The organism is Mucilaginibacter sp. MD40 (assembly GCF_002288635.1).
Taxonomy (GTDB): Bacteria; Bacteroidota; Bacteroidia; order Sphingobacteriales; family Sphingobacteriaceae; genus Mucilaginibacter.
Window position 1 is genome coordinate 1,358,924 of sequence record NZ_NRSW01000001.1, and the last position, 18,300, is coordinate 1,377,223.

Annotated in this window: 11 protein-coding genes; 2 read left to right on the plus strand and 9 right to left on the minus strand. The window is 47.8% G+C overall.

The genetic code is table 11. The features are described 5' to 3' along the window. Positions 1-26: 26 nt before the first annotated feature. Entirely contained in the window at positions 27-1,673 is a 1,647-nt protein-coding gene (locus CKK33_RS06095; protein WP_095703254.1) for a S8 family serine peptidase, read from the minus strand. Positions 1,674-2,093: 420 nt separating this feature from the next. After that, complete coding sequence (locus tag CKK33_RS06100; protein ID WP_095703255.1) at positions 2,094-3,635, minus strand: aldehyde dehydrogenase family protein; 1,542 nt, start codon at positions 3,633-3,635, stop codon at positions 2,094-2,096. A 239-nt stretch (positions 3,636-3,874) separates the two neighbouring features. On the opposite strand from CKK33_RS06100, the gene CKK33_RS06105 reads away from it, so the two are divergent. Then, the gene (locus CKK33_RS06105; protein ID WP_095703256.1) at positions 3,875-5,278 is read left to right on the plus strand and encodes a tetratricopeptide repeat protein; all 1,404 of its coding nucleotides are present in this window, start codon (positions 3,875-3,877) and stop codon (positions 5,276-5,278) included. 36 nt (positions 5,279-5,314) lie between these two features. Next, on the plus strand, positions 5,315-5,692 hold the full coding sequence (locus CKK33_RS06110) for a hypothetical protein (RefSeq protein ID WP_095703257.1): 378 nt from the start codon (positions 5,315-5,317) through the stop codon (positions 5,690-5,692). A gap of 53 nt (positions 5,693-5,745) precedes the next feature. Here the strand turns inward: CKK33_RS06110 and CKK33_RS06115 are convergent, their stop codons facing one another. From CKK33_RS06115 to CKK33_RS06145, 7 genes are all read right to left on the minus strand, one after another. Next, positions 5,746-6,555: a prolyl oligopeptidase family serine peptidase gene (locus CKK33_RS06115; protein WP_095703258.1), complete on the minus strand. Its 810-nt coding sequence runs from the start codon at positions 6,553-6,555 to the stop codon at positions 5,746-5,748. 122 nt (positions 6,556-6,677) lie between these two features. Further along, a complete protein-coding gene (locus CKK33_RS06120; protein WP_095703259.1) occupies positions 6,678-8,027 on the minus strand; it encodes a glucoamylase family protein in 1,350 nt (449 codons plus the stop codon). Between the two features lie 13 nt (positions 8,028-8,040). After that, on the minus strand, positions 8,041-9,393 hold the full coding sequence (locus tag CKK33_RS06125; protein ID WP_095703260.1) for a glucoamylase family protein: 1,353 nt from the start codon (positions 9,391-9,393) through the stop codon (positions 8,041-8,043). Between the two features lie 102 nt (positions 9,394-9,495). Continuing rightward, positions 9,496-10,980 carry a RagB/SusD family nutrient uptake outer membrane protein gene (locus CKK33_RS06130; RefSeq protein WP_095705769.1) on the minus strand — a complete coding sequence of 495 codons (1,485 nt, stop codon included), beginning with the start codon at positions 10,978-10,980 and terminating at the stop codon, positions 9,496-9,498. Positions 10,981-10,991: 11 nt separating this feature from the next. Then, positions 10,992-14,015, minus strand: a complete 3,024-nt coding sequence (locus CKK33_RS06135) for a TonB-dependent receptor (RefSeq protein WP_095703261.1) — start codon at positions 14,013-14,015, stop codon at positions 10,992-10,994. 261 nt (positions 14,016-14,276) lie between these two features. Further along, positions 14,277-17,159 (minus strand): triple tyrosine motif-containing protein, encoded by a 2,883-nt coding sequence (locus tag CKK33_RS06140; RefSeq protein WP_095703262.1) that lies wholly within the window; start codon positions 17,157-17,159, stop codon positions 14,277-14,279. 41 nt (positions 17,160-17,200) lie between these two features. Continuing rightward, positions 17,201-18,217, minus strand: coding sequence for a rhodanese-related sulfurtransferase (locus tag CKK33_RS06145; protein ID WP_095703263.1), 1,017 nt, complete (start codon positions 18,215-18,217; stop codon positions 17,201-17,203). Positions 18,218-18,300: the final 83 nt, after the last annotated feature.

Below are 18,300 nucleotides of genomic sequence, written 5' to 3' on the forward strand. Positions count from 1 at the left end.
GCGTTCTTGTTATGAATAATGGCTTATTAATTAGCTAATTCGGGTTTCATTTTTGAAGCGATAAGCACCGCGCGGTAAGCGTTTACAATACCACCGGTTTTAGACAGGGTAGTGAAGTCAACCTTTTCAGTTTTGCTGCCCGGTTTTAACACCATAGTACCGGTTAAAGGTGCAGCTGATTCCAAGATGGCTTGCTTCACCTGTTTAGCGCTCAATTTTGGATAGTATTCCAGTATGAGGGCGGCAACACCCGCGGTAATTGGCGAAGCGAAGCTGGTTCCGTCGGCAGTGTTAAATTCAGTATCCATATTTACAGAGGTTACTTTAACGCCCGGCGCAAATATATCCACGTTCTTTTTACCATAGTTACTGAATGAGCCGGCCAGTTCAGCATCCTTTTTAGCGGCAGAAGCACCCACGCTGATCACGTTGTCCAGGTCGGTTACCGAGCCATCCTCAAAAGTATCGTTCGGGAACTGCGGTTTTGCATCTACATCCTGGTTATCGTTACCGGCTGCCTGCACCAAGAGTACATTTTTATCGGCGGCATATTTAAAAGCAGCATCAACCCAGGCTTTGTGCGGTGATAGTTTTTTACCAAAGCTCATGTTAATCACACGTGCGCCGTTATCTACCGCGTAACGTATAGCGTTGGCAATGTCTTTATCGTATTCATCCCCGTTAGGTACCGCTTTAATGGCCATGATGCGTACATTATCCGCTACGCCATCAATGCCGTATTTGTTGTTGCGTACCGCGCCTATTAAACCCGCTACGCCTGTGCCGTGTTCTGCATCAGCGAATTTAAGCAGGTTGTTACCATAGGGTTTTCCGTCCTGTACGTTAGGGTCGTCGCCAACAATACGTTTGCGGGCATCCAGGTCGGGGTTTACATCGTTATTCAGTTTTTGCAAGTATTCGCTCAGGTCGTTAATGATCTTGGCATTGGTTTCGTTGCCGCCTTCCTGCTCAAAAACCGACTGCCAAACATTCTTGCTTTGTGAGATGGTATCATTGCTGGTAGTTATTTTGGCCAGGTCGCCCTTTTTGAAGGTGCCATCAGCTTTAAGGTTAAGCGCACGTTTCACATAGCCGCTGGTAGCCATCAGCGCGTTCAGTATCGGCTGCAATTGCTTCAGTTCTTCTGATGATTTGGTAACCGTTTGGTTATGGATCAATTTTACCTTTTCCCAGTAGGCAAATTCTTTTTCGCTGCCGGCAGGGGCCGAGGTAAGGTTTTCGTATTTCGGTTTTAAACGGTTGTATTCACGCACCTCTTCGGTAGTTTCGGTGAAATCGCATTTGCCGCCGGGGCCGCCTAAAAAATCCCAGCCGTGTACATCATCAACGTATCCGTTCTTGTCGTCGTCAATACCATTGCCGGGTATCTCTTTGGTGTTCACCCATAGCACGGGTTTAAGGTCGGCCTGTGCGGTATCAATACCGCTGTCAATAGTAGCGATTACTACCGGTTTGCTCTTTTTGCCTTTCAGGAACTGGTAAGCCTGGTTTAAACTGATACCGAAATAACCATCGGTTTTGAGGTCCATCAGGTGCCAGTTCTTTGGCAGTTCGGCAGGAGCCTTTGGCGCAACCTGAGCGCTGGCGTTTAAGTTTATTAATAAGGCCGCGCTAAGTACCGCGCCGGTAATGGTTTTGCAGATTTTGTGCATATTAAAAATTGTTCTTTTTTATCTGTTTTTATTCCTGTATCCGTCCCATGAATGGGACGGCAATGAATTTGTTTTATCTCCAACATTGCCGTCGGCCAGCCAACGGATTGTTTTTATTCCTGTATCCGTCCCATGAATGGGACGGCAATGAATTTTGTTTTATCTCTATCATTGCCGTTGGCTTCAGCCGACGGATTGTTTTTATTCCTGTATCCGTCCCATGAATGGGACGGCAATGAATTTTGTTTTATCTCCATCATTGCCGTCGGCTTTAGCCGACGGATTGTTTATTTGTAGCCCGTCCCATGAATGGGACGGCAATGAATTTGTTTTATCTCCATCATTGCCGTCGGCTTCAGCCAACGGATTGCCATTGTTTAATCCTGTACTTCATCATTGCCGTCGGCTTCAGCCGACGGATTAAAGGTCGAATTTAATACCCTGCGCTAAAGGCAACGTTTTTGAATGGTTTATAGTATTGGTTTGCCGGCGCATGTACACTTTCCATGCGTCAGAGCCTGATTCGCGGCCACCGCCGGTTTCTTTTTCGCCGCCAAAGGCACCGCCTATTTCTGCGCCCGAGGTGCCTATGTTTACGTTGGCTATACCACAATCGGACCCTGCCGCTGATAGGAAGCGCTCCGCTTCCCGCAGGCTATTGGTCATAATAGCCGATGATAAACCCTGCGGAACATCGTTTTGCATGACAATGGCATCATCTATATCGGTATACTTCATGAGGTACAAGATCGGCGCGAAGGTTTCGTGTTGTACAATTTTGTAATGGTTCTCCACTTCGGCAATACAGGGCTTAACATAACAGCCGGAAGCATAAGCCTCACCTTCCAGTTTGCCACCTTCAACAATAAATTTACCGCCTTCGGCTTTACATTTTGCTATAGAATCTAAATATGCGGCAACGGCATCCGCATCAATCAGCGGGCCCATGTGGTTATGCTGGTCCAGCGGGTTGCCAATTTTTATCTGCCCGTAAGCGCTCACCAGTTTTTGCTTAAAAGCCTCGTAGATACTTTCATGGATGATCAGTCTGCGTGTGCTGGTACAACGTTGCCCGGCGGTGCCTACGGCGCCAAATACAGCGCCAATGAGGGCCATGTCGAGGTCGGCATTTTCGGTAATGATAATGGCATTGTTGCCGCCCAGCTCTAAAAGGCTCCTGCCCAGGCGGGCGCCCACCGCAGCGGCTACGGCTTTACCCATGCGGATTGATCCTGTGGCCGATATCAGTGGTACGCGTGTATCATTACTCATCAATTCGCCAATGTTACGGTCGCCAATTATCAGGCAGCTTACGCCATCTTCAATGCCGTTACGCTCAAAAACCTGTTGCGCGATCCGCTGACAGGCAATAGCGGTCAGCGGCGTTTTTTCCGATGGTTTCCATACACATACATCGCCGCATACCCAGGCCAGCATGGCGTTCCAGCTCCAAACCGCAACCGGGAAGTTAAAGGCCGAAATAATACCCACAATGCCCAGCGGATGGTACTGCTCATACATGCGGTGCTCGGGCCGCTCGCTGTGCATGGTAAGGCCGTATAGTTGGCGGCTCAGGCCAACGGCAAAATCGCAGATGTCGATCATTTCCTGCACCTCGCCGTAACCCTCCTGCAGGCTTTTTCCCATTTCGTATGATACCAGGGTGCCCAGTTGTTCTTTGTTGGCGCGTAATTGTTCGCCTATCTGCCGCACAATTTCGCCGCGTTTGGGGGCGGGCACCATGCGCCAGGTTTTAAAAGCTTTGGCAGCGGTATCAATTACCTGGTTGTACTCGCTTTCGCCGGCAAAATAAACGGCGGATATGCGCTGGCCGTCAACCGGAGAGTGGATGTCTTTCAGTTGATTGTCAGCGCCGTTCCCCCAAGTGTTGCCTGTACTAAAAGCGGGGTTAATGTCGTTAATATGTAAATGCTTCAGGATATCTTTGATAGGTAAACTCATAATTGGTACTTTTGTCAAAGGTAAAATCTTTAAGGCAATTATTATCAACTCACCTTTTGCCGTTATAAACGCTTCGCATTTATTATCAGCTATTTAAAATTAACACCTGTTAATAATGTGTGTATGTTGAAAACTTAATTGCCTTATAGAACCTTATTATTGTAATTTGAACTTGTGTTTAACCGGATAAAGGCAGGCGCCTGTAACGGTAAGAATAGTGTTCTCTTAAATAAACTTGAATGGAAGAAGAATTTGAATTTGGTTTTACCGAAGATCCAAAGTTTTCGGTGGAGCGGTACGAAGAGATGATTCGAAATCATGATCAGTACTTTTTTGACGCGCAGGCGTTTGAGAACATTATCGACTACTACATAGAAAAGAACGACCCGGCTAAGGCGCTGCAGGTATCAGAGTATGCCCGTAACCAGCACCCGTTCGCGTCGGTATTCCTGGTAAAGCAGGCGCAGCTGCTGGTGGTGATGAGCCGCCCCGATGAGGCTTTTGCCGCGTTGGATAAAGCCGCCATGCTGGAAGCCAGCGATGCTGATATCTATATCATAAGGGGTAACCTTTACGAAAGCATGGAACGTAATGCCGAGGCGCTTGAAAATTATGAAAAAGCGCTTGACCTGGCCGAGGAAACCGACGAGATATTGCTGCACATTGCCTACGTTTACCAAAACATGGGCGACTACGATACAGCCATCACCTATCTTAAGCTGTGCCTGAAACAGAATATGGAAAACCAGGACGCCCTTTACGAACTGGCTTTTTGTTACGATGTGATGGATAACCAGCAGGAAAGCGTTCAGTTTTACCAGCAGTATATTGATAATGAACCTTACAGCTATGCCGCGTGGTATAACCTGGGTAATGCCTTTACCAAGCTTGGCCTGTTTGAGAAAGCGATAGACGCTTACGATTATGCCATACTGATCAAGGACAGCTTCGCGTCAGCCTATTTCAACAAAGGTAACGCGCTGGTTAACCTGGAGAAATATGCTGAAGCGATTGAGGTTTACCGCCAGACTTTTGAGTACGAACAGCCCAATGCCGATACCTATTGCGCTATTGGCGAATGTTACGAAAAGCTGGAGCAGATGGATGAGGCGCGCTCCTTTTACAAGAAGTCGGTTAAGATGGATCCTAAGCTGGCCGATGCCTGGTTTGGCATAGGGGTAACGCTTGATTTTGAGGAACGCTACTTTGAGGCGCTGCATTTTTACAAAAAAGCGCTTGACCTGGATATCGCCAATGCCGACTACTGGTTTGCCATTGCCGATGCGGAGTACAAACTGGGACACCTGCCCGAGGCGGAACATGCCTACGAAAAGGTGGTAGAGCTTAACCCGCTGGATGTGGATGCCTGGCTGGATTACTCCTCTATCATGTATGAGCAGCAGCGTTTGTTTGATGCTATTGAGGTAATTGCCGAAGCTATCAAAAACAACCCCGACGCGGCCGAGCTATACTACCGCATGGTAGCTTACCTTTTTGCCAAAGGGGAATACAACGAAGCGCTGAACCAACTGGAGATAGCCCTGGCTACCGACCCTGAAAAGCACTATATCCTGTTTGATTACCTGCCGCAATTGCAGGAGAACAAGGTAATTATTGATATTATTAACCGCTATACCAGGTAATCATTCTCAAACGGAACCAATAACCAATTATAAACTATGTTGAAGGCCGGGCGTATGCGCCCGGCTTTTTTTGTGGGCTTGTACGTAACGAAGTTGAAAACAACGGCTAACCGTACCTGTTGTTATAAAAAAGAGAAGATGATGAATCCGCCTGAAAGTTCTGCACCTAAAAATGATACCCCAAAGCAAAATATCAGCCCCGATCCTAAAGCTAAACAGGCTGGTGAGGGGGCGATAACTAACGCCGATGAAGCCGATAAAGTAACCAATAACGACGACGTAACTCCACTGCCTGAAGCCACTGAAACGGAACTGAGCGAAAGCGAACCCGAAACAGCTTCTAACGAGGATACGCATGTAACCAATAATGATGGTAACTCCGATACCACCGCGACGTCAGAAGAGATATTTTAGCGCTATATAGCCTACATCATAACAAAAGCGGCCCCTCATAAGGGCCGCTTTTGTTATTTCTTATTAGAGAATAACCAGGGTATCAGATCCGGTTCGGCAAAGGCCTTGTCCCAGCTGTTATGGTCGGTGTTGGGGTAAACGGTATAACGGGGCTGCGCGCCGGCTTCTTTTAAAGCGGCTACCACCACTTCCGAATGATCGGGCGGTACCACACTGTCGTTAGCGCCATGGAATATCCATAGCGGTACCCTTTTGGCGTACCTGGGTACATTGTTGGTATTATCGCCACCACAGATCGCAAAAGCGGCTGCAAACACTTTGGGCTTGCGGCGCAATAGTTCAAGCGTGCCCATGCCACCCATTGAAAGGCCGCCCACATACACCTGCTTTTTGTTTACATAAGGTTTATCCAGGAACTGATCAACCAATCCGAGCAGCGCGCTCATAGCCCTGGTAGGCTCGCCGCCTTCCTGGAAGTTGAAGATGCGTTTACCATTGGCATCCTTATCAATTTTTACGTTGCTCCAATAGCTGTCCTTAGGGCATTGCGGTAAAACTACAATAGCCGGGTATTTATCACGTATGGTATCATTCAATAACATCTCCGTGCCATAGGCCAGCTGGGCGGTGTTATCGTTGCCGCGCTCACCGGCTCCGTGCAGGATAACCAGCAAGGGGTATTTCATTTTAGGATCAAAATGGCGCGGAAAAAGGATGCGGTAGGGCAGGGTATCCGTTTTGCTGGCGTAAGTGCCCTTGTCAAAAGCCGAGAGATCTTTCTTTACTTGCGCCCGGGTATAAAAAGGCCATGCCAGGCATATAATACCCAGCATGGCTATGAATTTAATTTTTTTGATGTTCATTCAGATAGATTTGTACAGGTGGTTAAGATATACTTAACGTAAATTAAAGCCTTTCTATCTAAATATTCCTAAAATATTTAACAGCCCGGATAAAATGTTACCATTACCGGGCCGCTTTTTATCTACTTTTTAGCGATGGCGGTGCTGGTGAAACCCAGTTTATCCAGCCCGTTCTGTATCTCGGGGCAGCTCATGAATAATTTCCAGAGCAGGCCGCTGCGGTGGTTCTCTATCATCACGATGATAGGCCCCTGGTCAATAGCCAGGTATGATTTGGCATACCAGTTATGCGATTCGCTGAAAGCATCGGTAAAACCATATTCGCCCCATATCTTATCGCCCAGGTCATAATAAAAGTGGCGCAGCGCCTTCATGGAATATTCAGGCGTATAAGCGAATGCCGATAGCGCTGCCGTAGGAGTGATGACACCGAGATCATTATCCGGCGCATGGGCATTGTAGCCTTCGTAATTGTCGCTCGCGGTTAAGCCCCAGCAGTTCTCGCCGTAACCTTTATATTTTTTAGGATTATCAATACAATAAGCACGGTTAATGAGGGTGTGGTTGAGGTTCTGCTCCCAGTAGTCGGCATAGCGGTCCTTTAGCCCTTTGGGGTTAAGGCCGAGGAAGGAATACTGCGAAAAGAAAAGCGGACCGCCGTAGGCAAAGCCCAGCGGCAGCTTGTACCCATAATAGGTGTGCCCGTTCTTAAAGAAATCGCTTTGCGCCCAACCGCCGTGGTACACATTGGCGCCAACCGGGTAACGGTCTGACGATGCGGCAAGGATATAGGTGATCAAACACTCGTTAAAGCCGCGGATAGGGAAGTTCATGGCCCAGCCATAATTAGGGCTCCAGTGCCAGTAAATATTGTCGCGGCCATCACGGGTAAACCAGTTCCACTCCAGTTCGCCCCAGAGCGAGTTAATTACACCGCGTATACGGCTTTCCTGCGGGTTATCAGCCGTAAAATACTGGCGGGCACATAAAAGGCCCTGGAAAAGATAGGCCGTTTCCACAATGTCAGCCCCGTCATCGCGGCGGCCAAAGGGGATGGTTTCGCCGGTAGCGCCATTCATCCAATGCGGGAAAGCCCCGTGGTAAGCCTTAGCCTTGTACAGGAAATTAACGATCTTGAGCATACGGTTAACGGCCTGCTCGTGTGTGATGAATTTACGGTGATCTGCCGCTATGAGCGCCATAACGCCAAAGCCGGTGCCGCCGGTGGTAACTACCTCGTCGCCATAATCAAATGATTTGTTACTGCGCTCGCGTGCCATGCCGCTTACCGGGTGGCCAAAGTCCCAAAAGTAGCGGAAGGTTTGGCGTTGCACCACATCCAGCAGGGCGCTGTCGCTAAGGTTTTTGATGATGCCAACCGGTTTGATGGCCTCCGTTGCCGGAGCCTTTTTTTGCGCCGATACGCTCAATGTAGTGAGCAGTAGTATGGGTAAAATTAATTTGTATTTCATGGTAAAATTTTAATTATGGTAAAGAAGGACTTGTAAAGCCCAGGTTTTTCATGCCGGTTTTTATTTCCGGGCAGCTCATAAACAATTTCCAGAGCAGCTGGCTGCGGTAGTTCTCTATCATCACTACAATTGGCCCCTGGTCAATAGCGAGGTAGGAGTTCGCTACCCAACCTTTGGTAAGGTCAAAAGCGTCATAGAAGCCATATTGCCCCCAGAGTTTATCGCCAAGCTTGTAGTAAAAAAAGCGCAGCGCCCGCATAGACTCGGCAGGTGTGTAAGGCAGTGAGGAAATAGCCGCGGTAGGCGCTATTACCCCTACATCGTTAGTGGGTGAGCTGGCTGCATATCCACTTTCTATATCGCTCGCGGTAAGCCCCCAGCAATCGGCACTGTAGCCCTTGTATTGTTTAGGGTTGGCGATGCAATAGCGGTTGTTGATCTGGCTGTGCGCTATGTTTTGCTGCTCATAGTTCGCGTAAGCGTCGCTTAAGCCTGTTGGGTTAATGCCTAAAAAGGAGTAATGACTAAGGAACAGCGGGCCGCCAAGCGCCGGCCCCAGTGGTAGTTGTGTATTGTAATAAGTTGAACCGTTGCGCATAGCGCCGTTTGAGGCCCAGCCCTGGTCGTAAACTGTTTTGGGGATGCTGTGTGTGGGTGATGAGGCGGCTAATACATAAGCCATGAGGCCTTCGTTCCAGCCTTGTATCTTTAGGTTAATGGCCCAGCCTTTGTCCGGGCTCCAGTGCCAGTATAGCGCGTTTTGCCCGTTTTGCCTGAACCAGTCCCACTCTACGGCGCCCCAAAGGATGTTAATGTCGTTCCGCAGGTTGGTTTCATCTGCCGATGTAATATTAAAATACTGCCTTGCGGTTAGCAAGCCCTCCATTAAGAAGGATGTTTCTACCAGGTCGGCGCCGTTATCCTGCTCGCTGAAGGGTTGCACGGCTCCTGTAGCGCCGTTTAACCAATGCGGGAAGGCGCCATGAAAAGTAACCGCCTTATTCTTTAGGAAGGCGACCATTTTTTGCATCCGCGCCAGGCCATCGGCGCGACTGATAAAACCACGGTCAACCGCGGCTATTAATGCCATGATACCAAAGCCCGAACCGCCGGTAGTCACCACATCGCCGGAGGTATTGCGTTCACGTGCCAGGCCGCTCACCGGGTGGGCGAAGTCATAGAAATATTTAACGGTTTGTTTCTGCACCAGGTCAAGCAGTTGCTCATCGGTTATCCTCGGGAACTTATCCGTGGAGTCGATCCCTCCGGGTTTAACCGGCAGGGGAGCCTGAGATTTATTGCTTTTGCAGGATAGCTGCAAGGCCAGCAAAACAAGCATCAAAGTTTTCCAACTGTGTTTGATCATCACTTTTTTAGATGGCCGGTCAGAAAAAAGGCTGCCAGTTAAACCGGCAGCCCATACTCAAATCAAATGTTGGGCAACAGCCCTGTAAATTTATGGGTATTATTAATAACCCGGGTTTTGGGTTAATGTACCACCGCTAATATCAATTTCAGTTTGCGGGATAGGCCAAACCTCGTTTTTGCCTGCTTTCCATCCGCGTACACCAAATACCTCGGTACCACGGCCCTGACGGATCACATCAAAATAACGATCAAACTCCATCGCGAATTCTGATCTTCTCTCTTTGTAGATAGCCGCACGAAGATCTGACTGAACGGTAGTAGTCACCGGAGGCAGTATAGCGTTGTTGCCTGCACGGGCACGTGCGCGCACCTGCTCAAGCGGTACCAGTGCCGCAGCCGAGTTGCCTAACTCGTTATTAGCTTCGGCGTTCATCAGCAATACATCGGCGTAGCGCAATACAATTTTGTTTTGCTGTGCGCCTTCGTTAAAGCCCGATACATACAGGCTAAAAGGTACGTATGATTTTTGGTTGTACATGGGGTTATCGCCCTGTGCCGGTATCGCGTCACCCTCCGGAGTAGTTTCACCACGGAAAATAATGGTAGCGTCACGACGAGGGTCGCCGGTTTCATATGAGTCGGCCAGGTTCTGGCTTGGCACGTTAAAGCCCCAGCCACCACCTACTGAACCACGTACGCCCTGTACCTGTGAGTACTGTGAGTTAGATGCATCAGGGTTGTTAGGGATCAACTGGTTCTGTATCTCAAAAATAGATTCCTGGTTGTTCTTATGTGTAGTACGGAACATTTGCTCGTAGTTAGGGAACAACGAGTAACCCATGCCCATTACCTGGTTGGTGTAGTTGACTACATCAGCCCATTTTTTCTGGTAAAGCGCGACTTTGGCGTGCAGCGTTAATGCGGCGCCTTTGGTAGCATGGCCTACATCAACTGACGAATAGGTTTGTGGCAAAACTGCCGCGGCCTCGGTCAGGTCTTTTTCAATCTGCGCCCATACCTGGTCTTTTGATGTGCGCGGCAGGTTGTATTCTGACGCGTCTTTTGGCAGGGTTAAGCGCAATGGCACATCGCCAAATGCCCTTACCAGCCTGAAGTAAGAATATGCCCTGATGAACTTGGCTTCGGCCAGGTAACGGTTCTTAAGGGTTTCGTCCATGCTGATGCCCGGCACGTTGGTCAGGATCTGGTTGGCGAAGTTGATGTTCTGGTACTGGCCTTTGTAAAAGCCGCCTAACTGGCCTTCATCAGCCGTAACGGTAAAGTTATGGTAGTTGTTAAAGAAGGTAGCATCGCTGGCGCTGCTGCCTTTCTCCACATCATCAGACCCCATACTTTCCACAGCGATAGGCGCGAAAGCGATGTTGTTCCACTCGTGCAGGTTAGCATACATGGCGTTTACCGCCTTGGTAGCATCGTCCTGTGTTTTAAAGAACTGGGTAGCTGCCGTATTTTGGGCAGGATCAATATTCAGGAAGCTTTTTTTACAGCTCTGTACCGATATAGCCGATGCGATAAGGCCTAAGATAAATGCCTTATGCATGAATGTTTTTTTATTGTTATTCATCTTCTTATCCATTAAAAAGTAACATTAACACCAAAGTTGTAAATAGCATACAGTGGGTATACATTAGCATCTATACCACGGCTGCCTACACCGCCGCCAATTTCTGGCGAGAAACCTTTGTAGCCAAAAATGTTAACCGCGTTTTGCGCGTTAAGGTAGAGGCGTACTTTAGATACCCCTAATTTAGTAAGCGCCGTGCCAGGGAAGGTATAGCCTAACTGCGCGTTACGTAACCTTACGTATGAGCCACTTTCTACGTAGAAAGAGTTTGGTTTGGCGTTGTCTGTTTTACCTACGTTAACTGATGGGTAGGTATTTGATGTACCGGGGCCATTCCAGCGATTGTTGTAAAAATCGGCAGTGAAGTTCTCGTTACCAAAGCGGTAAGCGATGTTAGCGTTATACACACTTACAGCAGCCACACCCTGGAAATCTAAAGCAAGGTCAAAGCGTTTGTAGTTGAACGAGGTGTTTAAGCCAAAGTTGTATTTAGGCAGCGGGCTACCTAAAGCTACCCTGTCGTTACCGTCAATTTTACCATCGCCATTGGTGTCCTGGTAAATAAAGTCGCCCGGAGCCGCGTTAGGTTGTTTGCCTTTGGCTACATCAGCAGCTGTTTGGAATATACCTATTACCTTATAGCCATAGAACTGGCCGATAGGCTGGCCCTGCACTGTACGTGTTGCCAGCGAACCGTTGGCAATACCATCGCCACCCTGGTAGATAGGGTTGTTACCGGTAATTACGTTTAATACTTTGTTGTTGTTGATACCCAGGTTAGCGCTGATGCTGTAAGAGAAATCCTCAGAACCTTTATCTCTCCAGGTCGCCAGGAACTCGAAACCGCGGTTGCGAATATTGGCCTGGTTGCCGATGATAGAACTGTTAACCGTACCTAACGAACCGGCTACCGGGATAGCGAAAATAGCGTCCTGTGTTTCACGGTTGTAGTAATCGGCCTCTATGCTCAGCTTGTTATCAAGGAAGCCTGCTTCAAAACCAAAGTCAGACGAAACAGTTTTTTCCCAAACAATAGAAGGTGGTACTACGGTGTTAACGCTTGCACCAGGATAAACCGCCGGAGGGTTACCGAAAATAGCGGTTAGGTATGGGTCTGAAGCGATCACCTGTACCGATGGGTTGATAGGCACTACCGAGTTACCTACTTTACCCCAACTACCGCGAAGCTTTAAGTTACTGAATACCTTTTGGTCTTTCATGAAATCCTCATTGGTAACTACCCAGCCGGCACCTACTGATGGGAAATAGCCATAGGTATGATCGCCATAGAACTGAGAAGCACCGTCACGACGGATAGAAGCATTCAGCAAATATTTGTCTTTGTAAGCATAGTTCACACGAGCGAACTGTGACAGCGCACGGGTATAGATCTGGCTGCCCGGCGTAGCCAGGTAAGTAGCTACAGAATCTGCCGGGAAAGAGTTGTACAGGTTGCCGCTGGCGGTGTAAGGTACATTGTCGCGCTGCGCGTTTAGCTGGCGGGTTTTGTTTTGTAATGCACTGTAACCTAACAGGGCGGTAAGCCTGTGGTCTTTCACCTGTACATCGTAAGTTAAGGTGTTTTCCCATATCCAGTTGCGTACTTCGGTATGGTCAACGTTCAGGTTGGTTTTCTGGCTGAACTGTTTGAAGGTAGCCTGGTAAATAGGGGTGAAGGCCCTTACCTCGCGCTGGCTAACATCACCGCCGAAGCTGGTTTTAAATTTAAAGTGTTTAAGGAAGCTCACCTCGCCGTAAGCGCTGTAAGTAAAGCGCTTATTTTTGGTACGCTGGTTAAAATAATCAATAGTAGCCTGCGGGTTAAAATTGTTACCATCACCAAGGCCAAGTGGGTTAGGGTCACCATAAGTACCATCAGGGTTTTTAACCGGGATGATAGGTGCCGCCGCGTAAAGCTGGTGGAAGATATCGCCGCTTACATCTTTTGAATTATCAGAAATGCCGCTGGCGGTATAACCCAGTTTAAGTGCCTTGCCAACTTTAAAATCATTTGATAAGTGCAGGGTGAAACGCTCGTAGTTGTTGCTTTTTACAATACCATCCTGGTTAAGGTAACCAAAAGAGTAATTGTAGGTGTACGCATCGGTACCACCGCTTACTGATGCCTGGTGGCTTTGCATAAAGGCTTTGCGCAGTTCCTCTTTATACCAGTTGGTGCCTGTTCCATAGCTTGATGGGTTAGCTAAAATAGGCTGGCCGCCATTAAGTGCAGATAGTTCATTCACTGCGGTAGCATACTGTGTACCGTTAGCCATTTTTACCTGGTTGGTTACCGATTGTATACCCACAAAGCCGTTATAGTTGATAACCGGCTTGCCTTTAGCGCCGCGTTTAGTGGTAATTAAAACCACACCGTTAGCCGCACGTATACCGTAGATAGCAGTACTTGAAGCGTCTTTTAAAACGCTGAAGCTTTCGATATCCTGCGGATTAAGGAAGTCGATGTTATCATACCAAACACCATCAACCACAAACAGTGGTTTAGTGTTACCATAAATGGTACCTAAACCACGTATGGTAATATCCGGTGTTGAGCCCGGCGCGCCGGCGTTTACAATTTGTACACCTGCAACCTTACCCTGTAAGCCGCTGATGGCGTTAGGAGAGGCTTGCTTGGCTACATCAGCACCTTTAACGGTAGCGATAGAACCGGTAACATCCACCTTACGCTGGGTACCGTAACCTATTACTACTACGCCCTGTAACTCATTGGTGGCGCTTTGTAATTTAACATCTATCGTAGTGCGGCCGTTTACCGGAACGTCAACGCTGGTATAGCCAATATAAGATACGGTTATGGTAGCGTTTGAGGCTACGCTTAATGAATAATTGCCATTGGCATCTGTTTGGGCCCCGGTGGTGGTACCTTTAACGCCAACTGTAACGCCGATAAGCGTTTCGCCGGTTTTAGCATCGGTAACCTTACCTTTTACGGTAACGTTTTGTGCAAACAGCGCAGTTGAGAAAAAAGTAAACAATAGGAGTAACCCCGAGATTGTATAAATTCTCTTCATAGTGGATAAATAAGTTTATAATACTTGGGTTGATTGGTTTTGTACAGGGTTCGAAATTGCACAGATACTTTTTAGTGTACAAATAATATAACTCTACATTTATACATCATGTTTTAAGCGCTTTCTCAAAAAGGATAGGCCAAAAATATAAGCATATGATAATCAGTAAGATAAAATTACTTAGTGTAAAAAATACATACTACATTACTTTTTAAATATACCGCACCGTAATAACAGCCTGTGAGAGGTAATGATGTAGTGTTAAAGCTCTAATAAAAACTCGGTAAGGTTCTTATCATGTGGTAAATTGAGCTTCTTACGCAGCCTGTAACGGCGTATCTCTACGCCGCGCAAAGAAATGTTGAGCAGTGAGGCCATCTCTTTACTGCTCATGTTCATGCGCAGGTAGGCACAAAGCTTCAAGTCATTGGGCACCAGGTCGGGGTGCTGGTGTTTGAGTTTTTTAAAGAAATTCTCGTGCGCTTCGTTAAAGCTGTTCTCAAAAACGTTCCAGTCGCGGTCGTCGGTCATGCCTTCATCAATCGTCTTGCGGATCTTTTTAAGCTGATCTTCCGAAAGTTTTTTGCCGCTGCTGTCTTTAAAGTTATTGATCTCGTCGCTTATCTTTTGCAGCAGTTCATTCTTGTAAACAATATTCATGGCAGAGTTGGCCAGTTCGCGGCTCTTGCTGGCCAGGTCCGCCTGTAACTGTTCGTTCTTAATGGTAATGATATGCTGTTCATTGGCGGCGGCTTTCTGGCGTAGTATCTCTTCCTGTTCCTTTTTCATGCGATGCTGTATCTCCTGCTGGTGGCGCAACAATTTACGGCGATAGTAATACCTGATGAGGTAATACAGCGCGATAGCTAATAGGACATAGCAAACTATAGCCGCCTTGCCTGCATACCAGGGGGCCGCTATCTCAAAGTTGAAAGTAGTGATGCCCGAGATATTCTGGTCGTTAATTTTGGCGCGTACCTTAAACTGATAGCTGCCGGCACCAAGGTTGGTAAACTCTTTTTGTGTTTGCGGGCCCCACTCGCTCCAATGCCTGGAGTAGCCTTCGAGGTAATACTGGTAACGTATTTTAGCCTGCTTGTAGTAAGGCAGCGAAAAGGAAATGCGAATGTTGTTTTCGCTGTAGGGCAAGGTAATATCGGCATTGGCGCCCATTTCGCTGATGGTGGCCGTGTTGTTGGTAATGTTCTCTACCTTGCGCACCAATACGTCGGGTAAGGCTTGTTTATTGTCGCCAACGGCATCCCTGTCGTCCAGTATTACAAAGCCGTCATCAATACTAATGAGGTAGATACGGTTGTTAATGAGGCTGATGTTCTCATAGTTCTGCACCATTTGGCCGTTCAGCATGCTAAAGCGGTTCGAGTCGATACTCAGCTTACCCGGCACTGAGAGGTTGGCCAAAGCTACCCGGCCATGGTTAATAAACCAGTATTTATGCCCTATGGCCGCGATGATCTTGTTTGATGACGAAAACGTATGCAGCTTTTTATTGAGCTGCTGGTATTTGTAAAAATGGTCGGTAATATCATCATATACATAAAAGCCCGAGTCTGACGAAAAAACAATGCGGTCATCAAGGTTGAAAACGCCGATGTTATAACTATCCGGCAGACCGGAGCGCTTATCGTAATATTTTTGTGCAACGGCGCGTTTCCTGTCGGCAGAGAGGGTTACCTTGTAAATACCCTTGTAGGCGTGGCTCACCCAGATATGGCCTTTACTGTCCTGCTCCAGCAGGCGCGAAGGCTCGATAAACCCTTCCACCTTGTTATTGAGTACCCAGTTCCCGGCGGCATCCTTACGGTAAATGATAAGGCCGGTGTAGCAGCCCTGTATCAGCAGGCTGTCGTTTAGTTTTTTAATGGTCCAGCCGCCGGCAAGTGATGAAATTTTGGCAATGGTGTTACCGTTTACCTGGAAGGTGCCATCATTATGGCTGCATAGCAGGCGCCCGTCATGCATGGATAGTTCCCACACCTGGCCCTGTGAGCCGGGGATAAGCTTAAAATCAAAAGGCTGCATCAGGCTGGTGGCATTCCCGGGCTGCCAGTCGCTGTAAAAAAGCCCCTGGTTGGTACCCAGGTATATTTTGTTGCCGAAGATGATACTGGAATAAACGGTACCAAACCGTCCCGTTTTATCAAAATAAAAATTGAGTGGCGAGTTTAGCTCAATACGGTCTATGCCATTATCCAGCCCTGCCCATAGGTTTTGTTCACTGTCGGTATAAAGGCTTAGCACGGTATTGTTCTGCAGCCCGCTGGCCTTGTTTACATGCTGTACCACATTACCGGCGCCGTCAATCACCACTATGCCGTTAAGGATAGTGCCAAAGGCATAGTATTTACCGGCAACCACCACGCCGTTATTGAGCTGGTAGTTCTTTAAAAAATCATTTGCCTGGTTTTGCCATGGAGTAATGGTTTGCCCATCGTAAATGAACAGCCCGTTCTGGGCGGTACCTATCAGCAGTTTTTCGTTGCCATACGGCAGTATAGCCAGTACCCTGCTGCCTAATTTGTCGCTGCCGTTGATGTAGCTGAGGCGGTTATCCTTTAGTTCGAATAGGCCGGAGCCGATTTCTTCGGCAAAATATCTTTTACCGGTCCGGAACAGGAACAGGAAAGGCTTTTGCGGCTTAATGACGCTAATGCGGCCATTGGTGTAACGGTAAATGGCCCCAAACGCCTGGAACAGCACCTGGTCATGATCTATATATATTTTCCAGATCTCCTCTTTAAGTGGCCACGAGTTTTTAGGTATGAGCGGCGTAAGGCTGTGGTATTTAAGAAAGCCCCTTTCATTGGCCTGCCAGTAACCAAACTCGCCAAAGCCACCCGCGTATATGCGGCCCTTACCGTCGGCAGCTACAGCGCGTACAATTAAGCCATTGGGCATACGGTTAAGCTGCCAGTAGCGCCCGTCAAACGATAGCAGCCCCTCGTTCCCAAAATACATTACGCCATGCTCGTCGCGGGTGATAGACCAGTTCTGGTTGCCCGACTGGTACTGGAACTTGGTGTAATTTTGTACATACGGTACCCCCACGCTTTTAATATCGGCGGCAACGGCTAATAAGTTTACCAGCAAAATGGCGCAAGAAAACCAGATGCGTTTAAGCATAAATACTTATGGGTTTACGTAACAAAAGTAAGTTTTAAAGCCTATAAAAAAAGCAGGGCCGCCGTTTTAGCGGCAGCCCTGCTTTTGTATAAAAAATATTTATTCGGCAAGTTGGGCCTTGCTTTTTTAGTTACGTTAACCGGTTGCGGCACTTTTACATAGTAGCCGGTGCCGTCGTATACACGTTTACGCGGGTGTGCCTTGCAGGCATCGCTGCAGCAGCCTTCCATTGCTTCGCCGCACTCATCGCACTGCGTAAAGTGCTCGTTGCACTCCGGGTTGGCGCAATTGATCATTTTTGGCGTAGTTTTACCGCAGTTGCGGCAGGTAGATATCACCACCGGGTTTACGCTGTTAACATCAACCGACAGGCGATTATCAAACACATAACATTTGCCCTCAAAATCTTTCCCGCCGGCTTCCTTGCCATATTTGATGATACCGCCATGCAACTGGTAAACGTTTTTAAAACCTTCGTGCAATAACAAAGCGGAAGCCTTTTCGCACTTGATACCGCCGGTGCAATAAGTGAGTATCTTTTTATCTTTATACTTGGCCAGTTCGTTGATCATGGCCGGGAAATCGCGGAAGTTCTCAATATCCAGTGTTACGGCGTTCTTGAATTTACCCAGGGAGTGCTCGTAGTTGGAACGCACATCCAGCACCACCACATCGTCGCGGTCCTTCATTTCCATGAACTCTTTGGGCTCCAGGTGTATACCGGTACGTTGCTTGGGGTCAATAATGTTAGGGTCGCGCAGGCCGGAGTGTACGATCTCTGATTTGTAGCGAACGTGCATTTTTACAAACGAAGGCTCATCCACCTCATCCACCTTGAAATCGGTTTTAGCGAAACGTTCATCGGCCAATACAGCGTCCATATAGGCCTGGCAAGCTTCGGGCGTGCCGGATACCGTGCCGTTCAAACCTTCATCGGCAACAATGATGCGGCCGGTTAGCCCCAGTTCTTTACAAAAATTTAAATGGTCGGCTGCAAATTGCTCGCCGTTCTCTATTGTTGAATAACAATAGTACAGTAGGGTGTTATACTTTGCCATAAGATCATCGATACTGCTGCAAACAGTGTTAAATGAGCCGCAAAATTAAGGTTTTTTGGTGAAAGGTAAAAGGCAAAACGTTT

What these genes read in the sequence shown, in the direction of transcription:
- CKK33_RS06095 (WP_095703254.1), bottom strand. Translation starts at nt 1,673, where the DNA reads ATGCACAAAATCTGCAAAACCATTACCGGCGCGGTACTTAGCGCGGCC.
- CKK33_RS06100 (WP_095703255.1), bottom strand. Translation starts at nt 3,635, where the DNA reads ATGAGTTTACCTATCAAAGATATCCTGAAGCATTTACATATTAACGAC.
- CKK33_RS06105 (WP_095703256.1), top strand. Translation starts at nt 3,875, where the DNA reads ATGGAAGAAGAATTTGAATTTGGTTTTACCGAAGATCCAAAGTTTTCG.
- CKK33_RS06110 (WP_095703257.1), top strand. Translation starts at nt 5,315, where the DNA reads ATGTTGAAGGCCGGGCGTATGCGCCCGGCTTTTTTTGTGGGCTTGTAC.
- CKK33_RS06115 (WP_095703258.1), bottom strand. Translation starts at nt 6,555, where the DNA reads ATGAACATCAAAAAAATTAAATTCATAGCCATGCTGGGTATTATATGC.
- CKK33_RS06120 (WP_095703259.1), bottom strand. Translation starts at nt 8,027, where the DNA reads ATGAAATACAAATTAATTTTACCCATACTACTGCTCACTACATTGAGC.
- CKK33_RS06125 (WP_095703260.1), bottom strand. Translation starts at nt 9,393, where the DNA reads ATGATCAAACACAGTTGGAAAACTTTGATGCTTGTTTTGCTGGCCTTG.
- CKK33_RS06130 (WP_095705769.1), bottom strand. Translation starts at nt 10,980, where the DNA reads ATGAATAACAATAAAAAAACATTCATGCATAAGGCATTTATCTTAGGC.
- CKK33_RS06135 (WP_095703261.1), bottom strand. Translation starts at nt 14,015, where the DNA reads ATGAAGAGAATTTATACAATCTCGGGGTTACTCCTATTGTTTACTTTT.
- CKK33_RS06140 (WP_095703262.1), bottom strand. Translation starts at nt 17,159, where the DNA reads ATGCTTAAACGCATCTGGTTTTCTTGCGCCATTTTGCTGGTAAACTTA.
- CKK33_RS06145 (WP_095703263.1), bottom strand. Translation starts at nt 18,217, where the DNA reads ATGGCAAAGTATAACACCCTACTGTACTATTGTTATTCAACAATAGAG.